This window comes from Paractinoplanes toevensis (genome assembly GCF_018332695.1).
GTDB lineage: Bacteria > Actinomycetota > Actinomycetes > Mycobacteriales > Micromonosporaceae > Actinoplanes > Actinoplanes toevensis.
Window position 1 is genome coordinate 1 of the sequence record NZ_BOQN01000015.1, and the last position, 21,460, is coordinate 21,460.

Here is a 21,460-nt window from a genome sequence, read left to right on the forward strand (position 1 = left end):
CCCGGCCTGAACAACAAGCCCGGCCTGAACAACAAGCCCGGCCTGAACGACAAGCCGAGCCTGCGCGCGATCGGGGGGAATGAGAATCGCCCGGCGAGTGGGAGGTTCCGCCGGGCGATTCGTGGGTTTCGGGGTCAGCCGGCGTACGCCTCCAGGCGGGAAGCGCGCTCGGGGTCGCGGAGCTTGAGCATCGTGACCTTCTCGATCTGGCGGATGCGCTCGCGGCTCAGGCCGAACTCGCGACCCACCTCGTCGAGGGTGCGCTGGCGGCCGTCGTCGAGGCCGAAGCGGAGGCGGATGACCGCCGACTCGCGCTCCGACAGCGTTGCCAGGACGATTTCCACCTCGTTGCGCAGTTCGCCCTGGCCGATGGTGGCGCCGGGGTTGCTGATGTCGGCGGCCGCGACGAAGTCGCCCAGGGCGCTCTCGCCGTCCTCGCCGACGGCCTGGTCGAGGCTGACCGGCTCGCGGTCGTAGGAGATCAGCTCGATCACCTGGAACTCGGGGACGTCCATGGCCTTGGCGATCTCGCTGATGCTGGGCTCGCGGCCAAGGGTCGCGGCCAGGTCGCGGCGGGCGCGGACCATGCGGTTGACCTGCTCGACCATGTGCACCGGAATGCGGATGGTGCGGGCCTGGTCGGCCATGGCGCGGGTGATGGCCTGGCGGATCCACCACGTCGCGTACGTGGAGAACTTGTAGCCCTTGGTGTAGTCGAATTTCTCGACCGCGCGGATCAGGCCCAGGTTGCCCTCTTGGATGAGGTCGAGGAAGGCCATGCCGCGGCCGGTGTACCGCTTCGCGATGCTGACCACCAGGCGGAGGTTGGCCTCGAGCAGGTGGTTCTTGGCCGCCTTGCCCTCGGCGATGATGATCGTGAGGAGCCGCGCCAGGTCGCCGGTGGCCCCGGGGAGCTTCTCGTCGGCGTACAGGCCGGCTTCGATGCGCTTGGAGAGTTCGACCTCCTCGACGGCGGTCAGGAGGCGGGTGCGACCGATGCCGTTCAGATAGGCCCGGACCAGGTCGGCGGAGACACCACGCTCGTCCGTCGCGTCCAGGTCGGTCAGGAGCTCGACACCGTCCGTCATGCTGGTGTCGTCCGAAGTCTTCATCATCTGCAGGACCACCTTTCAGTCCCCTCCCCGCTGATAACCGTCTCGTGCGTTCCCAGCCGCATTCGTGCCGGTGATCGATAGCTTGGCCCGGGACGCGTTAAGCGGAGGTGAGGCAAGCGTCCAGGTGGCATGAATCAGGGAGAACCCTGACGTCGCCAAGCCGACAGGTGGCCGAAATGCCGGTTCTGGGATCTTGTCGAGCGCCGATAATGTTTCTGAAACGCCCCTGAGGAGGATTCGGTTCGATGGTCTTCAAGCGAATGATGCAGGCGCTCGGTGTGGGCGGCCCGTCGGTCGAGACGGTGCTGGCCAACCCCAACTGCCGGCCCGGCGGCTTCCTCGAGGGGCAGGTGCACGTCCAGGGCGGTGACCACGCGGTCGACGTGGAATACCTGGCGGTCGGCCTGATCACCCGGGTCGAGATCGAGAGCGGCGACAGTGAGTACAACACCGACCAGGAGTTCCACCGGCAGCGGCTGACCGGTTCGTTCCGGTTGGAGCCGGGTGCCCGGCATGACGTGCCGTTCCGGTTCGACGTGCCCTGGGAGACGCCGATCACCGAGGTGTACGGGCAGCACCTGCACGGCATGACGATGGGCCTGTCCACCGAGCTCGAGGTGGCCCGGGCGGTCGACAAGTCGGACCTGGACGCGGTGGCGGTGCACCCGCTGCCGGCGCAGGAGCGACTCCTGGACGCTCTGCTGCGGCTCGGGTTCCGCTTCAGCCGGGCGGATGTCGAGCGCGGCCGGGTGTACGGGGTGGAGCAGCAGCTGCCGTTCTACCAGGAGATCGAGTTCTACCCGCCGTCGGCGTACGCGAGTGGCATCAACCAGCTGGAGCTGACCTTCATCGCGACGCCGCGTCACCTCCAGGTGGTGCTGGAGATCGACAAGCGGGGTGGCTTCCTGAGCGAGGGCCACGACGCGTTCGGCCGCTTCGACGTCGACTACGCGTCGGTCGACCAGGTCGACTGGGCCGGTCAGCTGGACAACTGGCTGCGGCAGTCGGCCCAGCGCCGCGGGCTGTTCTTCTGAGAGCGCCCTAAAGCTCGAGCAGCAGCGTCCGGGGGCCGACGTTCACGCTCTCGACCAGCATGTGCGCCTGGAAGCGCCCGGTGGAAACCGTGGCGCCCCGGGCGCGCAGTGCTTCGACGAAGGCCGTGACCAGCGGCTCGGCGACGGGAGCCGGCGCGGCCGCGCTCCAGGTGGGGCGCCGGCCTTTGCGGGCGTCGCCGTAGAGGGTGAACTGGCTGACCACGAGCAGCGGGGCGCCGACGTCGGAGGCCGACTTCTCGTCGTCGAGGATGCGCACCTCGAACACCTTGCGGGCCAGCTCACGGGCCGTGGCGGGGGTGTCGTCGTGGGTGACGCCGAGCAGGACGAGCAGGCCGTCCTCGATCTTGCCGATGACCTCGTCGTCGACGGTTACGCTGGCCCGGCTGACGGTCTGCACCAATGCACGCACACCGAGGACCCTCTCACGGGTTGCGCAGGCGGCGCGGGCCGGTGTCGGGACGCAACGCGGGCGGGCCGATCTCGACGGCGGCATGCAGCACGGTGATGCCGTCGGGCCGGGCCAGGACCGGGTTGAGCATGAGCGACCGCAGGCGGGGGTGGTCGTCGGCGAGCCGGCCGACCCGCAGGAGCAGGTCGATCAGGGCGGCCCGGTCGACCGGGGCGGAACCGCGGTAGCCGTGGAGCAGCGGCGCCGCCCGGGGCTCGTCGACGAGGGCTTCGGCGGCCCGGTCGGTGAGCGGGGCGGCCCGCCAGGCGAGGTCGCCGAGCAGTTCGCTGGCCACGCCGCCGAGGCCGAAGCCGACGACCGGCCCGAAGGCGGGGTCTTCGACGACCTCGACGGTGCAGGCCACGCCGGGCGGGACCATGGTCTGTACGAGAATGTCCGGTCCGAAATTCCCCGACAAATCTTCATAAGCAGCGGTCACGTCGCCCTCATCGGCCAGCGCCAGCCGGACGGCACCCAGGTCGATGCGATGCCGCAGCGCACCACCGGCCGCCTTCAACGCCACGGGGTAGCCGAGTGCCGACGCGGCCGACAAAGCCGACGCAAGCGACGAGCACCGGGTCGACGGGACGACGGTGATGCCGTAGGCCGCGAGCAACTCCGACGGCGGCCCGGAAAGGTCGACAGCGGCCGGATCCACGTCCGGCAGGGATGGCAACACCCCCGGCGGCCGGCGCAGCCAGTCCGCGTACGTGGCGACCCGGGCCAGCGCCCGCACGGCCTCCTCGACCGAGGGGTACGACGGCACCCGGGACGAGAGGTTCCCCAGGAGGAAGGTCGCCACGGTCGGCTTCTCCCCGGCCAGGGCGACGCTGGCCAGCGCGGCCGCGAAGTCCCCGTCCTCGTCCGGCAACTGTCCGGGCAGCGGCGGCGCGAAGACCACCACGAGCGCGTCGGCCCGGTCGTCGACGGCGGCGTCGGCGAGGGCGTCGGCGAAGTCGTGTGCGCCGGCCTCGGGGCTGATGTCGTGCGGATATCCCTCGGCGACGGTCAGTCCGGTGTTGCGGCAGGCGGCCACCGCCAATTCCGACAGGGCCGACGAGTTGCCGACCACCGCCACCCGGCGGCCGCTCGGCAGCGGCTGGTGGGCCAGCAGCAGGCCGACGTCGAACAACTCCCGCACGGTGTCGACCCGGATGACCCCGGAGCGGGCGAACAGCGCGGTGATTGCGTGCGCGTCCGGCCCGGGCAGATCACCGGACAGCCCGGGCGGCCGGGTGGCCGAGGCCACCGCGACCACCGGCTTGATCCGGGACATCCGCCGGGCGAGCCGGGCGAACTTGCGCGGGTTGCCGAAGGTCTCCAGGTAGAGCAGGACGACGTCGGTGCCGGGGTCGTCGTGCCAGTACTGCAGCAGGTCGTTGCCGGACACGTCGGCCCGGTTGCCGGCCGACACGAAGCTGGACAGGCCGAGCCCGCGCCGGTCGGCCTCGGCCAGCAGCGCCACCCCGAGCGCGCCGCTCTGGCTGAAGAACCCGACCCGCCCCGGGTTGGGGAGCCGGGGTGCGAGCGTGGCGTTCAGCCGTACGGTCGGGTCGGTGTTGGCAATCCCCATGCTGTTGGGGCCCACCACGCGCAACCCCGCGCCGTGCGCGCTCTCCACCAGCCGCCGCTGCGCGGCGGCGCCGGCCGCGCCGGCCTCGGCGAACCCGGCCGAAACCACCACCACCCCGCCGGCGCCGCTCGCGGCGGCGTCCGCCACCGCGACCGGGACGCTGCGCGGCGGCACCGCGATCAGCGCGAGGTCGACGTCGACGCCGGCATCGGCGGCCGATTTGTGGGCGGGCAGGCCGGCTACCCGTTTCGCGCGCGGGTTCACCACGATGATCGTTCCGGGGTAGCCGCCGTCGCGCAGGTGGCCGAGCATCGCGGCGCCGATGCCCTGACCGCTGGCGCTGGCGCCGTAGACGGCCACCGCCCGCGGCGCGAGCAGCCGGGCGATCGATTTCGCCTCGGTGCGGTGCTCGCGGTTCTCCTGCACCTCGCGGGACCTCTCGGTGGGCGCGATCGGGAACTCGAGGTGCACCACCCCGTCGGCGTACTTGCGCTGCACCTGGTAGCCGAAGTCGCTGAAGACGCGCAGCATGCCGCCGTTCTCCGGCAGCACCTCGGCGACGAACCGGGTGATGCCGTTCTGCCGGGCCGCGTCGGCGAGGTGTTCCAGCAGCACCGAACCGATGCCGCGGCCCTGGTGGGCGTCCTCCACCACGAACGCGACCTCGGCCTCGGCCGCCTCGGCGCCCAGTCGTTCGTAGCGCCCGACCGCGGTGATCTGCGTGCCGCTGACGATGACGAACGCCTCGCGGTCGTGGTGGTCGACGTTGACGAACCGTTTCAGGTCGCGTTCCGGGATGCGCGGGTAGGGCGAGAAGTAGCGCAGGTAGCGGGTGCGGTCGCTCATCCGGGAGTGCAGCTCCACAATGGCCGGTGCGTCCTCGGGCCGGATCTGCCGCAGGTGGACGGCGGTGCCGTCGGAGAGCAGAACGTCCGCGCTCTTCTCCACGTCGGGCTCCTCTAGTCGCGGGGGTCGTGCGGGTCGAGGCCGTGCAGCGGGAACACGGCCATCCGGGTGGCCAGGATGGCCCTGTCCACGGCGTCGGGCGTGGTGCCGGGCTGCCAGGCCTCGACGACCGGCTCGGTGCCGTCGGTCATGACGGATGGCACGACGCCCCGGGGACAACGCTCGGCGGCGAACGCGCGCCACGCCGGAGGAATGACGACGGACGGGTCCAGCGGGTCCCCGGTGGCCACCGCGAGCAGGTGCGTCCAGGCCCGCGGCACCACCTCGACCAGCGCGTATCCGCCGCCGCCCATAGCGACCCAGCGGCCGTCGCAGAGCTCGTCGGCCAGCGAGCGCATCGCGATGTAGGCGGCGCGCTGGCCGTCGACCGACAGGCTCAGGTCGGCGAGCGGGTCGAGGCGGTGCGCGTCGGCGCCGCACTGACTGAAGATGATCTCCGGGGCGAACGCGCGCAGCACCGACGGGACGACCGCGTGGAAGGCACGCAGCCAGGCGGCGTCCGAGGTGCCGGGCGGCAGGGGCAGGTTGACCGCGGTGCCCTCGGCGTTGCGCCCGCCGATCTCGTCGGCGAAGCCGGTGCCGGGGAACAGCGCGAGCGGTGTCTCGTGCAGACTGATCGTGAGCACTCGGGGGTCGTCGTAGAAGGCGGTCTGGACGCCGTCGCCGTGGTGCACGTCGACATCCACATAGGCCACCCGTTGAGCGCCCTGGTCGAGCAGCCGGGCGATGGCGACGGCCGGATCGTTGTACACACAGAAGCCGGCAGCCCGGGAGGCCATCGCATGGTGCAGACCGCCGGACACGTTGACGGCGCGGGTAGCCGTACCGTGCCAGACGGCCTCGGCCGCCGCGATGCTGGCGCCGCAGATCCGGGCCGATGCCTCGTGCATCCCGTCGAAGACGGGGTTGTCCTCGGTGTTCAGACCCCAGCCCCGGAAGAACGGGTCGCTGGGCGCCAGCCGGACGGCGTCGAGGTAGTCGGGGCGGTGGATGCGGGTGAGGTCGGCGTCGTCGGCCGGCCGGGGTGTGACCATTTGCACCCCCGGGCGGCTGAAAATGCCGAGTTCCCGGGCCAGTGCCATGGTGAGCTCGACCCGCACCGGATTGAGCGGGTGGTCGCCCATGTCGTAGTCGAGCAGGGCTCGATCCCACACCACGGCGGTCGTCGGGTCTGCCATGCCCGCCATGCTGCCACGGCACGCTCGGCCGCACCGCCGTCAAGGCCTTGTAACGAGGTAATATCGCTGCTGGGAGGGCCGCATCTTGAATGATCTTGTCGACACTACGGAGATGTATCTCCGGACCATCCTCGAACTCGAGGAGGAGGGCGTTCCGCCGCTGCGTGCGCGGATCGCCGAGCGCCTGCACCAGAGCGGTCCCACAGTCAGCCAGACGGTCGCACGCATGGAGCGTGACGGCCTGCTGACGGTCGAGAACGACCGTCATCTCGTGCTGACCGCGGCGGGCCGGGTGGCCGCCGTCGCGGTCATGCGTAAGCACCGGCTCGCCGAGCTGTTGCTGGTCAACGTCATCGGCATGCCCTACGAGGAGGCCCACGAGGAGGCCTGCCGGTGGGAGCACGTCATGAGCGACTCGGTCGAGCGCAAGGTCTACGAGCTGCTCAACCGTCCGACCCGCTCGCCGTACGGCAATCCGATTCCCGGTCTGGAGATCCTGGGCGGGCTCGAGGAGATCGGGGCGAGCAGCACCGGTGAGCGCAACCTGGCGTTCCCCGGCCTGACCGGCAGTGTTGTGGTCAGCCGCATCTGCGAGAGCGTGCAGACCAATGCCGACGTGCTGCGCCAGCTGCACGCGGCCGGCATCGACCCGGGCACGACGGTGACGGTGGCGCAGGAGCGCGACTCGGTGACCATCGACCGCTCGGGCGACAAGATCCGCCTGCCGCGCGAGGTGGCGTCGCGGGTCTTCGTGGCGGCGCACTAACCGGCGGTAGTGTCCATCGCTTTCGCGAGAGTGAGCAGTTTGTTGTTCATGGCCGTCACGTCGGCGGCCTTGGCGGTCTTGGCGAAGGTGAAGCGCAGCGTCTGCAGCTGCTTCGCCTCGCTGAGCCAGCCGATCTCGACGACCGGCCCGTGCTGGCCGCTCGCGGCCGTGTTGAGCCGGTAACCGGCCTTGCCCAGGCCCTTGATCGTGGTGGCCTTCTCCGGCTTGAGGTCGGAGTTGAACAGCTTCGCGTCGGCCTGCGTGCTCTCCACGACGCTCAGCGCCAGGTCGGGGTAATCGGTGGAGATCATCTGCACCACGCAGGTGGAGGTGTCGTCGATCTGGTCGGAGGCGGCGACCTCAAACTTGACGCCGACCTTGGACTCGATGAAGTCGTAGTCCCAGAGGATGCAGGCGCCGCCGGCCGAGGCGGCTGGCTGCTCGACGAAGTCCACCGGCGGCAGAGCCGCCTCTGCGGCTTTGTCCTTTTTGTCGCAGCCAGCCAACCCCAACAGAAGCACGGCGCCGAGTATCAGCGAACGCGAACGCACGAGGCTCCTCCCGAGGGGCTTTCGGGGCACACCGTACTTTGCCCGGCGATAACACGAAAGCCCGAGTGCGGCACCATTCGGACACCGACGGTGACTTGACACCGTGTGTCAAGTCACGCCAGGATCAGACCTCGTGGACCTTGTCGAGCAGATCGTGCGCCTGCTGGACGTTCGGCTGCTCGACCCGCTCGAGGTGCTCCTCGAGGGCGACGACGCGGTCCATGCCCTGCGCGACCTGGTCCGGCTGCGGGCGCGCCGCTGGGCCGACACGCTGCGGCACGGCAGCGATCAGGAAGCCGTGCTGGCCGCGGCCCGGCTGATCGCCACGCTCTACCCCAGCGACCGGGCCTTCGACCCGCCGCCGGACTGGTGGGCCACCCCGCTCGGCCAGGTCATCGCGGTCCGGGCCGGCCACCCGTGGTCCGAGTCCGTCACCTATGCCACCGCCGGCGCCATGCTCGGCATCACCCGCCAGGGCGTTCACGACCTGGTGCGGCGCGGCCGCCTGCCCCGCCACCCCGACGGCGGCGTGCCCTCCGCCGCCATCCGCGACCGCCTCCGAGGAGAACCCATGATCAACGATCGCCTGATAGACGCCGGGGAACTGCCGATCGCGATCCGCGACTTCGGCGGCGACCAGCCCCCGCTGCTGCTCCTGCACGGCGCCGGCGGCAACCTCGCCCAGCTCACCACCCTGGCCCGCGCCCTGCGCCCGCACCACCGGGTGATCACCGTGGACCTGCGCGGGCACGGCCGCTCGGGCGACGGAGTGTGGACGTGGGACGCCGCCCTGGGTGACCTGGCCGCCGTCTGCGTGCAGATGGAGCTGGACCGGCCGGCGGTGGTGGGTCATTCGCTGGGCGGCATGCTGGCGGCGCTGTGGGGCCAGCGGCATCCCGAGGCGCCCGGCGTGGTCAGCCTGGACGGCAACCCGCCGCCCACCCGGCCCGAGCACCTGCCCGGTCTCGACCCGGAGAAGGCCGCCGCCGAGCTGGCCCGGTTGCACGAGATCTTCGACCGGATGGAGGCCCTCGGCGGCCGGGTCATCCCCGCCGACCAGCTGCCCGACCTGGTGGAACGCCAGCAGGCGGCGGCCCGCGACATGGGCGCCAACGAGAAGGTGTGGATCGAGGGCTTCCGCCGCAACCTGGTGCACACCGACGGCGAGACCTCCACCCGCCCGTCCGCCGCCACCACCTCCCAGCTGCGCAAACTCATGAACGAGCTGGACCTGGGCCCGGTCTACGCGGCGACCACCTGCCCCGAGCTGCTCGTGCTGCCGACCCGCGACCTCCCCGAGCAGGAACCGTTCGCCGACCTCTACGCGGCCCACCGCCGCTACCTGGTCGAACAGGCTTCGCAGGCCGGCCACCCCCGCTACCTCGAACTCGCCGACGCCTCGCACGCCATGGTGATCGAGCAGCCCATGGTGCTGGCCGGCCTGATCACCGATTTCCTGACGGCAAACCGCTGATAAGACGGCAAACCGCTGATAAGTACGCCGAGCGAGAAGTCGCGTCCGAGCGGTTCCGCCTGGCTGCAACACCGGGCCGTGCGCCCGCTGCGGCCCGGCGGGACTAACGCAACGGCCTCGCCGCCCCGGAGGCGGCCAGGCCGATCGCGAGGGCGGCCAAGGCGCACAGGATGGCGTCGAGGACGCCGAAGTGCTGGGTCAGGACGCCGATCAGGGGTGGGCCGGCCAGGAAGGCGCCGTAGCCGATCGAGCCGGCCACCGAGACCCGGATGGCGGCCCGGGCCGGGTCGTCGGCCGCCGCGCTCATCCCCACCGGGAATCCCAGCGACGAGCCCACGCCCCACAGCAGCCCGCCCAGCAGGGCGACCGGAACGGCGAGGCCGGAGACGACCAGCAGCAGGCCGGCGATGCCGGCGACCACGGTCGCGCGCAGCACGGGCACCCGGCCCCACCGTTCGATGGCGTAGCCGCCGAACAGCCGGGACAGGGTCATGGCGGTGACGAACGACCCGTACGCGATGGCGCCGATCGTCTCGCTCGCGCCGTAACCGTCGACCAGGCTGATCGCCAGCCAGTCGTTGGCGGTGCCCTCGGCGAAGCCGAAGCCGAGCATGATCAGGCCGATCAGGACGGTACGGGGTTCGCGCCACGCCTGGACCACGCTCATCGACCGGGAGCGGCCCTGAGCGTGCGCCACGGGCGGCTGGAACCGCCGTACGGTCGGAAAGGTGATCGAAGCCGTCAGCGCCGCGGTGAGATAGAGCTGCGCCCAGATCGGCAGGCTGCAGGCCGCCGCCAGGGCACTCGTGCCGGCGCCCAGCACCGTGCCCAGGCTGAAACCGGCGTGGAAGCGCGGCATGATCGTGCGGCCGAGGCGGCGTTCGACGGCGGCGCCCTCGACGTTCATGGCGACGTCCCAGGCGCTGTTGCCCGCCCCGACCAGCACCAGGCCGGCTGCGGCGATCGGAACCTCGCCGGTCAGCGTGCCGGTGCCGAGGCCGATCAGCCCGATCACCATCGAACTGCTGCCGAGCAGGATGGTCCGGGCCGGGCCGACCCGCTGCACGAGCGGACCGGCGAGCGGGATCGACATGATCGCGGCGGCCGAGATGCAGAGCAGCAGCAGGCCGAAGCCGGCCGCGGACAGGTGCAGGTCGTCGCGGACGGCGGGAGCGCGGGCCAGCCAGCCGGCGAAGGCCAGGCCGTTGGTCGCGAAGGTGACCGCGACCGCCACCCGGGCCCGGTCGGTGATCGTCACGATGCCCGAACTTACTCGTTAAAGCGAACGGCCCGGGACGCGGATTCACCCGCACGTGGGAAAAGGAAGTTAATCACACAGTTGATTCGCAGTACGGCCACCCGGGCCACTACCTGCACCAATACCGCTGCCGGTAAGAAATCGCCTGGCCGACATCGCGGCTTGTGTCGGTTATGGGGCTTAAGTACGAATTGGTGCAGAACTATAGCCCCCTTAGATTGCACTGTCATCTGGCCATTCGTGGGATTTCTTGAAACGCCGAGGCGATGTTGTGAAACGCCTGAGCCACGTTGAGTTCTCGCGAAGGAGAAGAGTCCTTGGGGGGAACATGCGCTTGCGAGGCCAGTATTGGTCCCGTGCCGCGGCAACCGCGGTTTTATGCCTGATCACCGGCACTGCAATGGTGCTGCACCAGGCGGACAGCAACTCAGAAAACGGGGCCGGCTCGCAGAGCGTCACCGATGAACACGCCAAGCACGTGATGGTGAAGCCGGTGCCGGTCGCGGTGACCGCCGCCGCTCCGCTGCCGCGCACCGGTTGGACGGCCGCCGCCGACACGGCCGCCTCCGGCTTCGCCGCCGGCAACGCGCTGGACAACAGCACCAGCACGGCCTGGAAGAGCAGCACCACCGTGGCGATGCCGCACTACATCACGATCGACACCAAGAACAAGATGGCGATCAGCGGCCTCACCTACCTCCCGCTGGCCGGCGCCAACGGCCGGATCGGGCAGTACAAGGTGCAGGTCAGCGACAACGGCACGACCTGGTCGGCAAACGTTGCCACCGGCACCTTCGCCGACGACGCGACGGTCAAGACCGTCACCATCGCCACCGTCATCACCCGCTACGTGCGGCTGACCGCGGTCACCGAGGCCGGTAACCGGGTCAAGTGGGCCGCCGCCGCCGAGATCAACCTGCTGGGTGGCACCGACCCGGCCCTGCCGCGCACCGGCTGGACCGTCGCCGCCGACAGCCAGGAGACCGTGGGCGAGAACGCCCCGGCCACCAACGCGATCGACGGCAACACCGCGACCATCTGGCACACCCAGTGGCAGGACGCCGAACCGGGCCTCCCGCACACCTTCACCATCGACATGCACGCGGCCTTCCAGGTCTCCGGCTTCACCTACCTGCCCCGGCAGGACGGCGAGGCCAACGGCCGGATCGGCCAGTACAAGATCGACGTCAGCATGGACGGGGCGGCCTGGACACCCGCCGTCACCTCGGGCACCTTCAGCGACATCGGCACCGTGCAGTCCATGACGTTCGCCTCGGCGATGGCCCGCTACGTGCGGATCACCGCGCTCACCGAGGCCGGCAACCGCGGCCCGTGGACGTCGGCCGCCGAGATCAACGTGCTCGGCCGGTCCGACTCGCGGCTGGACCGCACCGGTTGGACCGCCACCGCCGACAGCCAGGAGACGACCGGCGAGGACGGCAAGGCGGCCAACGCGCTCGACGGCAACACCGCCACCATCTGGCACACCGAGTGGAACCTCAACGAGCCGGACTACCCGCACACGTACACGATCGACACCAAGGCCAGCCGGCAGATCGGCGGCCTCGTCTACCTCCCCCGGCAGGACGCCGAAAGCGGCGGTAACGGGCGGATCGGTGGCTACAAGATCCAGTCCTCGACCAACAACACGGCGTGGACCGACGTGGCCACCGGCGCGTTCAACGACGACGGCGGCGAGAAGACCGTGGTCTTCCCGACGGTGACCGCCCGGTACGTGCGACTCGTCGCGCAGGCCGAGGCCGGCAACCGCGGGCCGTGGGCGTCGGCCGCCGAGTTCAACCTGCTCGGCCCGAGCGGTGCGGTCGCCGTCAACCGAGGCTCGTGGAGCGCGCCGGTCGGCTTCCCGCTAGTGCCGGTCGCGGCGGCGCTGCTGCCCAACGGCAAGATCCTCACCTGGTCGGCGGAATACGCCGACGACTTCAACGGTGGCACCGGCAGCACGCTGACCGCCACCTACGACCCGGCCACCGGCGTCGTCACCCAGCGCGACGTGGTCGAGACCGGGCACGACATGTTCTGCCCCGGTATCTCGGTGCTCCCGGACGGCCGCATCATGATCACCGGCGGTAACGACGCCGAGGTGACCAGCATCTACAACCCGGCCACCGACGCCTGGACCCGCGGCCCGGACATGAAGACGCCGCGTGGCTACCAGTCGAGCGTGACTCTCGGCGACGGCCGGGTGTTCACCATCGGCGGCTCGTGGAGCGGCGGCAACGGCAACGTCGATGTCGCGCACAAGTCCGGTGAGGTCTGGTCGGCGAGCACCGGCTGGAAGTCGCTGCCGGGCGCCAACGTGGTGCCGATGCTGACTGCCGACACCACCAACGGTGACTACCGCAAGGACAATCACGCCTGGCTGTTCGCCTGGTCCGGCAACAAGGTCCTGCAGGCCGGCCCGAGCAAGGCGATGAACTGGTACACCGCCGACGGCAACGGCACGGTCGCCGCGGCCGGCACCCGTGGTGACGACACCGACGCCATGAACGGCAACGCGGTCATGTACGACACCGGCAAGATCCTGACCCTCGGCGGCGCACCCAACTACGACGACTCGGCCGCGACCGCCAACGCGTACGTGCTGACCATCAGCGGCAGCACGGTGACGACCAAGAAGGTCGGGTCGATGGCGAACACCCGGGCGTTCCAGAACAGCGTCGTCCTGCCGGACGGCAAGGTTCTGGTCACCGGCGGGCAGAACTTCGCGGTGCCGTTCTCGGACAACACCACGGTCTACTCGGCCGAGTTGTACGACCCGGCGACCGAGAAGTTCAGCACGATGGCCAGCGCGACGGTGCCGCGCAACTACCACAGCGTGTCCCTGCTGATGCCGGACGGCCGGGTGTTCAGCGGTGGTGGCGGCCTCTGCGGCGGCGACTGCACCACCAACCACTTCGACGGGCAGTTCTTCACCCCGCCGTACCTGCTGAACGAGGACGGCACGGCGGCCACCCGGCCGACGATCACCACTGCCCCGACCACCGCGGCCAACGGCGCGACGATCAACGTCAAGACCGGCGCGGCGGTCACCGGGTTCTCGATCATCCGGATGGGCACGGCCACCCACACCGTCGACACGGACCAGCGGCGCCTGTCGCTGACCCCGACGGCGGCCAACGGCGGCTACAACCTGACGGTCCCGGCCGACAAGGGCATCGCGGTTCCCGGCTACTGGATGCTGTTCGCGCTGGACGCGAAGGGCGTACCGAGCGTCGCGAAGATCATCAAGATCGGCTGAGTTCGGGTTCTGCGTCAGGGGGCGCCGGTCTTCGGACCGGCGCCCCCTTTCTTCACGCTCCGCTCGTGTGGAGGCCGGCCACCTCGGCGGCGCTCAGGGCCCGGTGGTAGAGCCGCACGTTGTCCAGGGCACCGTCCAGGTAGGGATCGGCGTACCGCGAGCGGCCGAGCCAGTTCTGGGTGGTGCTGCTCAGCGTCGCGGTGAGCGCCGGGTTACGACCCACCTCGGCCCCGTTCACGTAGAGCACGCCCAGGCCGCCACTGCGGGTGACCGCGACGTGCGTCCAGACCCCGGCCGGCAGCGCCGACGGGGCATCTATCCGCTGCTCGCCGCCCGAGCCGGAGGTGGTGATGGCGAAGCGGGCGGTGCCGGCGCTCGAGCGCGGGGTGAGGAACAGGTAGGCACCGGTCCCGGTGCCGAGGTCGAACAGCCGGCTCCAGGTGGTGACGATGTCGATCCGCACCCAGAGGGCGACGGAGAAATTGGTCGCGCCGGCGAGGATGCCGCCGGGCATCGACGCGTACGCCGTGGAGCCGTTGAGATCCAGCGCCTGACCTCCGCGCCCGCTGACGTAGACGGCCCCGCCCGCGAGGGTGGCGGTGCGCCCGTTGCCGGAGGCGTCGGCCACCGACCCGTCGAACGGGTAGTGCGCGACCAAAGTCGAACCCCCGATAGACCAATAGACGCTGTATCGCTGTCCGTGCACCTTGTAGAAAGGAGCCAGCACCACACCACCCGCCGTGTACTGCAGCGGCGTCGCCGTGGGAGACAGCGACGCCGGGTCCAGCACCGGCAGCGCGGTCAGGTTCGACGTGCCGAAGAGTCCACCCAGGACGATCGGGCCGACCTTGACCGCCTGCACCGACGCGTTGTCGTTGGTCGCCTCCCTGGTCAGCGCCATCGGGAGCGTGACGTCGACGACGTCGCCGGAAGCCCAGGTCCGGCTGACCGACGCGTAGGCGCCGGCCGCCGGCGAGGAGAACACGGCGCCGTTGACGCGGATCTGGGCGGCCGCCGCCCACGCCGGGATCCGGATCCGCATCGTGAAGCTGCCCGACCCGGTCACGGTCAGCTTCGTGGAACCGGCCTCGGGGAAGGACGTGTCCTGCCGGACCGTCACGCCCCGGGCCGACCAGGTCAGAACCGAGGGGATGAACAGGTTGACGTAGAGCGTGCTCGCGCCGTCGTGGAAGTAGATGGAGTCGCCGTACTTGGTGTTGCTCTCCATGCCGGTGCCGTGGCAGCAGACGAAGCTGTTGTAGTCGTTGCTGTAGGTCTTGATGCCGCCCGCCCGCAGCGGCACGTAGTAGCACTGGAAGCCGTGCGCGGACGACGGGTCCTGAGACGCGAGGATGTGGTTGTAGAGAGCCCTTTCATAGAAGTCCATGTATTCAATGCGCGCCGGGTCGGTGAGAAACAGCTGCCGGGTCAGCTTGAGCATGTTGTAGGAATTGCAGCACTCGGCGGTGGTGTCGGAAAGTTCACCGGCGATCCGGTCGGCCGCTTTGAAGTACTCACCGTTCGAGTTGCCACCGATCGCATACGTATGGTGACGGGTCACGATGTCCCAGAAGTTGACCGCGATATCCCGGTACCGGGTCGTCCCGGTGGCGTGATACTCGCGGATCGCCCCGAGGATTTTCGGGATCTGCGTATTGGCGTGGTAGTTGTTCAGAGCGTCCTGATCGGAGGCGAGCGGATCGAAGATCTCGGCATGGTCGAAATGCTGGGCCGCGGCCAGATGGGTGGCGTCGCCGGTCACCTGGTAGAGGTTGGTCAGCACCTCGTTCATGCCGCCGAACTCGGTGTCCAGCATGTTCTGCCGTTGGGCCAGGGTGAGCCGGTCGTTGCGGAACTTCACCCAGGCCGCCATGCCGGTGAGCACGGTCAGCGCCGGTGCGTTGCCGGCCAGCAGATGCATGTCGAGCAGCCCCGCCATGATCTTGTGGAGGGTGTAGTAGGGAGCCCACACGCTCTGCCGCTGCTCGACCCGGTCGATGAAGCTCTCCGGGAAGGCGCTGAGGTACCCGGTGTTGAAGCCGGCCGTTACGGCGCGGGCCTGGCACTGGGCCAGCACGGTGACGATCTGGTTGCCCTTGGTCTGGTAACCGGTGTCGCCGGTGCTCGCGTAGGCCTGCGCGAGCGCGGACAGCAGGTGGCCGGTGGAGTGGCCGCGCAGCTCGGTGGTGGGTGACTCCCAGCCGCCGCAGGCGGTGGCGGCCGACGACAGGCCGACGTTGAGCCGGAACGTGTGCAGCAGCCGGTCGACGTCGAGGAACTGCAGGTAGGACTGGGTGCGTCCGGCGTTGGCCGTGAACGGGCTGGTCAGCAGGCGCACGGCCGAGAGCGGAAACGCAAAGGCCGAGACCCCGGTGTCGGGCCGGGCAACAAGAGCGGGGGCGGGGGCGGGGCCCCGATAGGGGCCGGCACTGACGGCACTGGGTGCGGTGAGCACCGAGGCGGCGCCGACGGCGGCGGAGCCGGCCAGGAGCGCGCGGCGGGACAGCGGCGATGTCACATGGACCTCCCAGGCGAAACGGGGGCAGGGGTTATCGCCGGGCCGCCGGGCAGCGGCCCGATGGGGAGTCGAGTTCGGCCGCGGCTCGGCACGTTTGTGGGAAACGCGCCGAGCCGCGGGGCTTGGGGGCGGTCAGAAGGCCTTGACCTCGAGCAGGCCGACCGAGCCGGTGCCGCTCTGCAGCAGCACCCGCAACCGGGTGGTGCTCACCGACGTGAAGGTGACGTGGTTGTACTGGTTGATGGCGGTCGGATAACCGGACGCGCCGGGGACGTCGACGTACGCGGTGCCGTTCCAGTACTGCAACTTCCAGGACGCGGGCACCCGGACTCCGTCGTTGTCGTCGAAGAAGTAGGCGTCCGCGCTGGACAGGGACTGCGCGGCCGGCCAGGTCAGCAGGCCCCACTGCTCACCGGTGTTGGGCCAGGTGCCCCAGCGGGGGTTGACGGTGTCGTTGGAGGACGGCGGGTCGATGCCGTCGTTGAGGGCCAGCACGCTCTCCCACGACGAGGTGTAGCCGGCCGTCGGAGTCGCCGTGAGCGCCTTGTTGGTGGAGACCGGTGGGGTCACCACTCCCCCGCGGTTGTAGACCTTGACCTCGGTGATGCCGGTCTTGAAGCCGCTCGCGTGGGTCACCTGCACGCGCAGCCGGGTGGCGTTGACCGCGGCGAACTGCACGACGTTGTAGTTGGCCTGGCCGGCCGCGGTGGCCACCGGGGTCCAGGTGCTGCCGTTCAGGTATTGCACCTGGTAGGACGCCGGTTGCCGGTAACGGTTGGTGGCCCGGTCGTTGCGGAACCACAGCCGGACCTCGTTGACTGTGCGCTGCTGGCCGAGATTGAGCTCGAGCCAGTCGGTGGCGTTCGGAGACCCGTAGGTGCCCCACAGCGGTTCGTTGATCGGGAAGCCGTCGACCGCGTTGGCGCCCGCGGTTCCGGACGCCGTGTAGGAGGCCGTGGTGGCCGCGCCGGCCGCGTAGTTCGGCAGGTCGGCGGTCAGGTCGACGCCCGCCTTGTTGAGCATGTCGACCATCTGGCCGCTGCTCTGGGTCACCTGGGTCGGTGACTGGAGTCCGGCGTACGCCTGGTTGTAAAGCACGCTGCCGCCGGCCGGCAGAGTGACCGCGCCCGAGTCGGGGTTCCACGTCAGTGGAACCAGTTTGTCGACGGTGACCACCCGGGTGCCGTTGATGAAGATCGAGTAGCCCTGCGGGATGCCGGTGTACTTGACCACGCCGTCGGCCGGGTCGTCCCAGACGATGCTGAGGTCGGCGTTGCGGTAGCGCAGGTTGTTGGCGGCGAAGTTGGGCCAGCCGATGTTGATCGGGGAAAGCTCGACCTGCTTGTCGGTGCGCGGGCGCAGGCCCATCACGTCCTCGATGACGGTCCAGTTGCTGCTGCCGAGGATGTTGTGGTGGATCCAGGAGCGGTAGTCGATGCTTTTGGTGCCGGCGTTCCAGTCGGCCCAGAACTCGTTGGCGTCGGGCCAGGCGGTGTTGCCGCCGACGTACTGCGCCCAGGTGTTCCAGTAGAGGAGCTTCTTGTAGTCCTCGGCGCTCATCCACTGGTTGGGGTAGTTCCGGAGCACCGAGGAGTAGAGCCGGAACTGGACGGTGGAGTTGATCGTGGAGAAGTTGTTGCTGCCCGGGAAGCCGGCCGCGGCCGCCGTCGCCTTGTCCTTCTGGTTCGCCGTGTAGAACGGGAAGATCGGGTACTCGGCGGGATCGGCGAACAGGCGCAGGGCCTGCTTGTACTCGTCGGTGTTCGGCATCGCGCCGACGGCGTACGGGTAATAGTTGTTGATCTCTTTCCAGGGGACCAGGCTGTTCGTGGCGACGTGCCGGTGCTCGATCAGCTTGTTGGTGGAGTCCCAGAGGTACGTCGTGATCGCGTTCTTGATCCGGTCGGCGATGGTCTGCAGCTCGGCGGCCTTGCTGGTGTTGCCGATCGCGGCGTAGGCCTGGGCGGCGGCGACGGCTCCGCTGTAGACGTAGGCGGACTCGGCGCGGTCCATGTTGCCGGAGCGCCAGTCGAACGAGACGGCGTCGGCGTCGTTGCCGGTGAGCGCGCCCCAGTCGTACTCGATCAGGCCGTTGTTGTTGTGGTCGTAATAGGCAAGCTGGCCCTTGACGTCCCCCTCGGCGTATTTGGCGAGGTTGCCGGCGATGGCCGGTTGGCCTCCGTGGATCTCGAAGCTCTTCCAGGCCGCCTCGGCGATGTACTGGGTGTAGCTGTTCGACCAGTTCTCCGGGTCACCGGGGTTGTCGACGAAGCGTCCACCCTTGGAGACCTGCCCTACGGAGAGCCACGGGCCGTACGAGTACGCCGGGTTACGCAGGTACTTGAGGTCGTCGATGTGCATCGGCTGGGTGAGGACGATCGCGTTGTTGTAGCCGAGCGCACCCTCGACCGACGTGGGGAACTGGAAGTCCTGGCCGGGGATGTTGGCGTCGAGGTAGTTGAACCTCATCAGCCACCAGCGGTAGTAGATCTCCTTCTTGATCGCCGGTTCGGGGACGTCCAGGTAGGGCAGGTTCTGCGCCCACCAGAGGTTGTAGGCCCGGACATGCGTACCGAGAGCATTGTCGGGGTTTAGTGCTTTATAAGCGTTGTATTCAGCGAGTGAATCGGGGATCTCGTTGGCCACGAAGCCCAGTTGGATCTTGACGCTCGTCGAGGCACCGGCCGCCAGCGTGACCGACCGTGTCAAAGCTCCGCTCGACGCCGTGAAGCCGTCACCCGACAGTCGAGGAAATATCGTGGTAAGTCCATTTTTGACGGATACTTGACCGGTCAACTCACTTCCGCTGACCGTCGTCGCATACGGCGAAGTCGCCCGAAGCGCCACGGTCTGCGACGCCGTACCCGTGTTCGTGATCGTCAGGTTGTCCACGGCTACGTCGTTCTGCGTGATGAACTTTGTCTGATTTATCCGCAGCGACCCGTTGGTGTGCACGCTCTTCCAGTGGCTCGGCGCCTGCCAGCGCGACGCCACCTGCTCGGTCCAGGTGCCCGACCCGGCGGTCACGGTGAACGCCGCCTGGTCGTTGATGCTCTCCCAGTAGGCGACCGTGCCGCCGAAACCGAGCACCGAGGGTGTGTGCGTCTTCATGAACACGGCCCGGCCACGGCTCATCAGCCAGGTGCCGGCTGGATCGTTACCGGAGCGGGCGAGCAGCCGGTCCATCCAGAAATCGGTGCCGCCACTCTCCGCGTTGTAGATGGCCTGCATGGTGTTACCGGTCGTCATCGCCACGGGGGGAGCCGGGATGGCGGATCCGGAGAACGTCGGGTAGCCGATGGTCTGAGCTGCGAAGGCGGGTGCTGGGGGAGTCAGCACGACGGTCGCCAGGACTGCGGTCAACGCGAGTGCCAGCCGGGGATGCGGCATCGCGTACCTCCCTTTCAGTTGGTTGTGGGCAGCCAGATCCGCATCGTGGATGGGCCGCGGCGGGCCCAGCGGTGGTACGGCAGGAGCGGAACCACGACCGGATCGGTGCCTTCGGTGGTGGTGCGGTGACTCTGGTACGGCCAGCTCTCGTCGAACGGCGTGGTGCGCCGGCCTTTCACCGCGCCGATTTCCGGGGCGACCGACGTGTCGACCTGAATTTCGTCGAGGCGGACGTCGTCCTCGAGGTCGATCGATTCGGCGCACATGACAAGCGGGCCTACCTCGACGGCTGCGCATCCGCGCAGCGCGTCGGCCCGCGGATCGGGAAACGTCCATCGCGGACGCATGGGCAGATCGAGGCGGATCTGCTCACCGCCTTCAAAAACCTTCCGGTGTACGCCGTCCGCGCCGGACGCCCACGCCGGGACTCGCAGGGTGATGGTGCGGGGCACGGGCGGGGCTTCGACCACGGTCACCCGGACGGTGCCGCCGTCGGGGTAATCGGTGTGGACGTCGAGCACCATGCCGCCGGCCTCGACCCGCATCGGCGCGAACTGGTGCAGCTGCACGCCGCCGGAGTCCTCGGAGGCGAAGTAGGTGCCGAGCGAGGCGATCAGCCGGGCCATGTTGTTGAGGCAGCAGGACACCTCGAACCAGGGCGCCCGGCCCCCGCCGCTGAACCGCTTTCGCTCTCGCCCGGACGGCATCTCGGCCGGCGTGCGCTGGTGCAGGGTCTGTGCGTAGAAGAAGGACCGGCCGTCGTCGCCGATCGAGGTGGCGATGACGTTGTGCAGCACCCGGTCGACGATGTCGCCGTAGCGCAGGTCGCCGGTGGCCAGCAGCAGCCGGTGCGCGAGCTGGACGGTGGCCACCCCGGCGCAGGTCTCCGAGTAGGCCCGGTCGGGCGGAAGGACGAAATCCTCGCCGAAGCTTTCATCCAGGTGCCGGGACCCCATGCCGCCGGTGAGATGGGTACGGCGGGCCAGCGTACGGTCGAACTGCCGGGCCACCGCCTCGAGCAGTTCGTCGTCGCCGGTCTCCACGGCCACGTCCACGGCCCCGGCGGCCAGATAGAGCGCGCGCACCACATGCCCGCCGAACACCGTCCCGGAGCGCACCGGAACAGCGTCCTGGAAGTACTCCCAGCCGAACTCGTGCTCCGGCAGCGTCCGGTGCCCGCGGCGGTTGACGAACGCGGCGGCCTGCTCGAGGTAGCGCCGCTCGCCGGTCACCCGGTAGAGCTCCACCAGCGCGGTCTCCACTTCGGGGTGGCCGCAGAATCCCTCGTCGGCGAAGGTGGCACAGATGTGGTCGGCGGCCCGGACCCCGATCTCCAGCAGGCCGGCCGCGGTGCCGGTGCGGGCCGCCGCCACCGCGGCCTGGATCAGGTGGCCGGCGCAGTACAGGTCGTGGCCGAAGCTCAGGTCGCCGTAGCGGGGTGGCTGGCCGGCCCGCCCGTACGCGGTGTGCAGGTAGCCGTCGGCGGCCTGCGCACCCCCGATGAGCGCGGTGAGCTCGGCCAGCTCGTCGCGGTGATCCTCGCCGCCGGGGCGGGCCGATTCCCAGCAGAGCGCCTCGGTGAGCTTGTAGACCTCGGAGTCACTGAACTCCCGGCCGCGCGTTTTCGGGCTCGGCTCGCGGAAGTTCGTGGTCCAGCCGAGCCGGTCCATCCAGGTGCGGCTGTGCGCCACCGTCGCGGCGCCGTTGACCGTCTGGCGCCGCCCCCAGAAGCCACCGGTGAGCCGCACCTGATGCGGCCCGATCGGGCGCAGGGCGCCTCGCGATGGTGCGACAGGTCCTGTCATGGCCCGGTCCCCCGAAATCTACGAAAACCTTTTCGGAATCGTGCCAGCGTGTTTCCGTGCTGTCAACGGTCGATTTCCACAGTGGTCGGTGCTGCTATGCTGCC

Annotated in this window: 13 protein-coding genes; 4 read left to right on the forward strand and 9 right to left on the reverse strand. The window is 69.5% G+C overall.

Going from position 1 to position 21,460, the window contains the following annotated elements:
• Positions 1-134 precede the first annotated feature (134 nt).
• Positions 135-1,115: an RNA polymerase sigma factor SigB gene (sigB, locus tag Ato02nite_RS05855; RefSeq protein WP_281419693.1), complete on the reverse strand. Its 981-nt coding sequence runs from the start codon at positions 1,113-1,115 to the stop codon at positions 135-137.
• Positions 1,116-1,360: 245 nt separating this feature from the next.
• On the opposite strand from sigB, the gene Ato02nite_RS05860 reads away from it, so the two are divergent.
• Positions 1,361-2,149, forward strand: coding sequence for a sporulation protein (locus Ato02nite_RS05860; protein ID WP_213005346.1), 789 nt, complete (start codon positions 1,361-1,363; stop codon positions 2,147-2,149).
• Positions 2,150-2,156: 7 nt separating this feature from the next.
• On the opposite strand, the gene dtd is transcribed toward Ato02nite_RS05860, so the two are convergent.
• The 3 genes from dtd to Ato02nite_RS05875 are packed head-to-tail and all read right to left on the reverse strand — an operon-like array spanning position 2,157 to position 6,335.
• Entirely contained in the window at positions 2,157-2,579 is a 423-nt protein-coding gene (dtd, locus tag Ato02nite_RS05865) for a D-aminoacyl-tRNA deacylase (protein ID WP_213005347.1), read from the reverse strand.
• Between the two features lie 13 nt (positions 2,580-2,592).
• On the reverse strand, positions 2,593-5,139 hold the full coding sequence (locus Ato02nite_RS05870; RefSeq protein ID WP_213005348.1) for a bifunctional acetate--CoA ligase family protein/GNAT family N-acetyltransferase: 2,547 nt from the start codon (positions 5,137-5,139) through the stop codon (positions 2,593-2,595).
• 11 nt (positions 5,140-5,150) lie between these two features.
• Complete coding sequence (locus tag Ato02nite_RS05875; RefSeq protein ID WP_213005349.1) at positions 5,151-6,335, reverse strand: acetoin utilization protein AcuC; 1,185 nt, start codon at positions 6,333-6,335, stop codon at positions 5,151-5,153.
• Positions 6,336-6,417: 82 nt separating this feature from the next.
• On the opposite strand from Ato02nite_RS05875, the gene Ato02nite_RS05880 reads away from it, so the two are divergent.
• Positions 6,418-7,101 carry an iron-dependent transcriptional repressor DtxR gene (locus tag Ato02nite_RS05880; protein WP_281419699.1) on the forward strand — a complete coding sequence of 228 codons (684 nt, stop codon included), beginning with the start codon at positions 6,418-6,420 and terminating at the stop codon, positions 7,099-7,101.
• On the opposite strand, the gene Ato02nite_RS05885 is transcribed toward Ato02nite_RS05880, so the two are convergent.
• The gene (locus Ato02nite_RS05885) at positions 7,098-7,556 is read right to left on the reverse strand and encodes a hypothetical protein (protein ID WP_246606171.1); all 459 of its coding nucleotides are present in this window, start codon (positions 7,554-7,556) and stop codon (positions 7,098-7,100) included. The genes Ato02nite_RS05880 and Ato02nite_RS05885 overlap by 4 nt on opposite strands.
• A 229-nt stretch (positions 7,557-7,785) precedes the next feature.
• Between Ato02nite_RS05885 and Ato02nite_RS05890 the strand changes: the two genes are divergently transcribed.
• Positions 7,786-9,126: an alpha/beta fold hydrolase gene (locus tag Ato02nite_RS05890; RefSeq protein WP_246606172.1), complete on the forward strand. Its 1,341-nt coding sequence runs from the start codon at positions 7,786-7,788 to the stop codon at positions 9,124-9,126.
• A gap of 103 nt (positions 9,127-9,229) precedes the next feature.
• Here the strand turns inward: Ato02nite_RS05890 and Ato02nite_RS05895 are convergent, their stop codons facing one another.
• Positions 9,230-10,384, reverse strand: coding sequence for an MFS transporter (locus Ato02nite_RS05895; protein ID WP_246606173.1), 1,155 nt, complete (start codon positions 10,382-10,384; stop codon positions 9,230-9,232).
• A 400-nt stretch (positions 10,385-10,784) separates the two neighbouring features.
• On the opposite strand from Ato02nite_RS05895, the gene Ato02nite_RS05900 reads away from it, so the two are divergent.
• Positions 10,785-13,643, forward strand: a complete 2,859-nt coding sequence (locus tag Ato02nite_RS05900) for a galactose oxidase family protein (RefSeq protein WP_246606174.1) — start codon at positions 10,785-10,787, stop codon at positions 13,641-13,643.
• Between the two features lie 52 nt (positions 13,644-13,695).
• Here the strand turns inward: Ato02nite_RS05900 and Ato02nite_RS05905 are convergent, their stop codons facing one another.
• From Ato02nite_RS05905 to Ato02nite_RS05915, 3 genes are all read right to left on the reverse strand, one after another.
• Positions 13,696-16,161: a glycoside hydrolase family 127 protein gene (locus tag Ato02nite_RS05905; protein ID WP_213005352.1), complete on the reverse strand. Its 2,466-nt coding sequence runs from the start codon at positions 16,159-16,161 to the stop codon at positions 13,696-13,698.
• Positions 16,162-16,293: 132 nt separating this feature from the next.
• Positions 16,294-19,551 carry a discoidin domain-containing protein gene (locus Ato02nite_RS05910; protein WP_246606176.1) on the reverse strand — a complete coding sequence of 1,086 codons (3,258 nt, stop codon included), beginning with the start codon at positions 19,549-19,551 and terminating at the stop codon, positions 16,294-16,296.
• 14 nt (positions 19,552-19,565) lie between these two features.
• A complete protein-coding gene (locus Ato02nite_RS05915; RefSeq protein ID WP_213005353.1) occupies positions 19,566-21,356 on the reverse strand; it encodes a glycoside hydrolase family 127 protein in 1,791 nt (596 codons plus the stop codon).
• Positions 21,357-21,460: the final 104 nt, after the last annotated feature.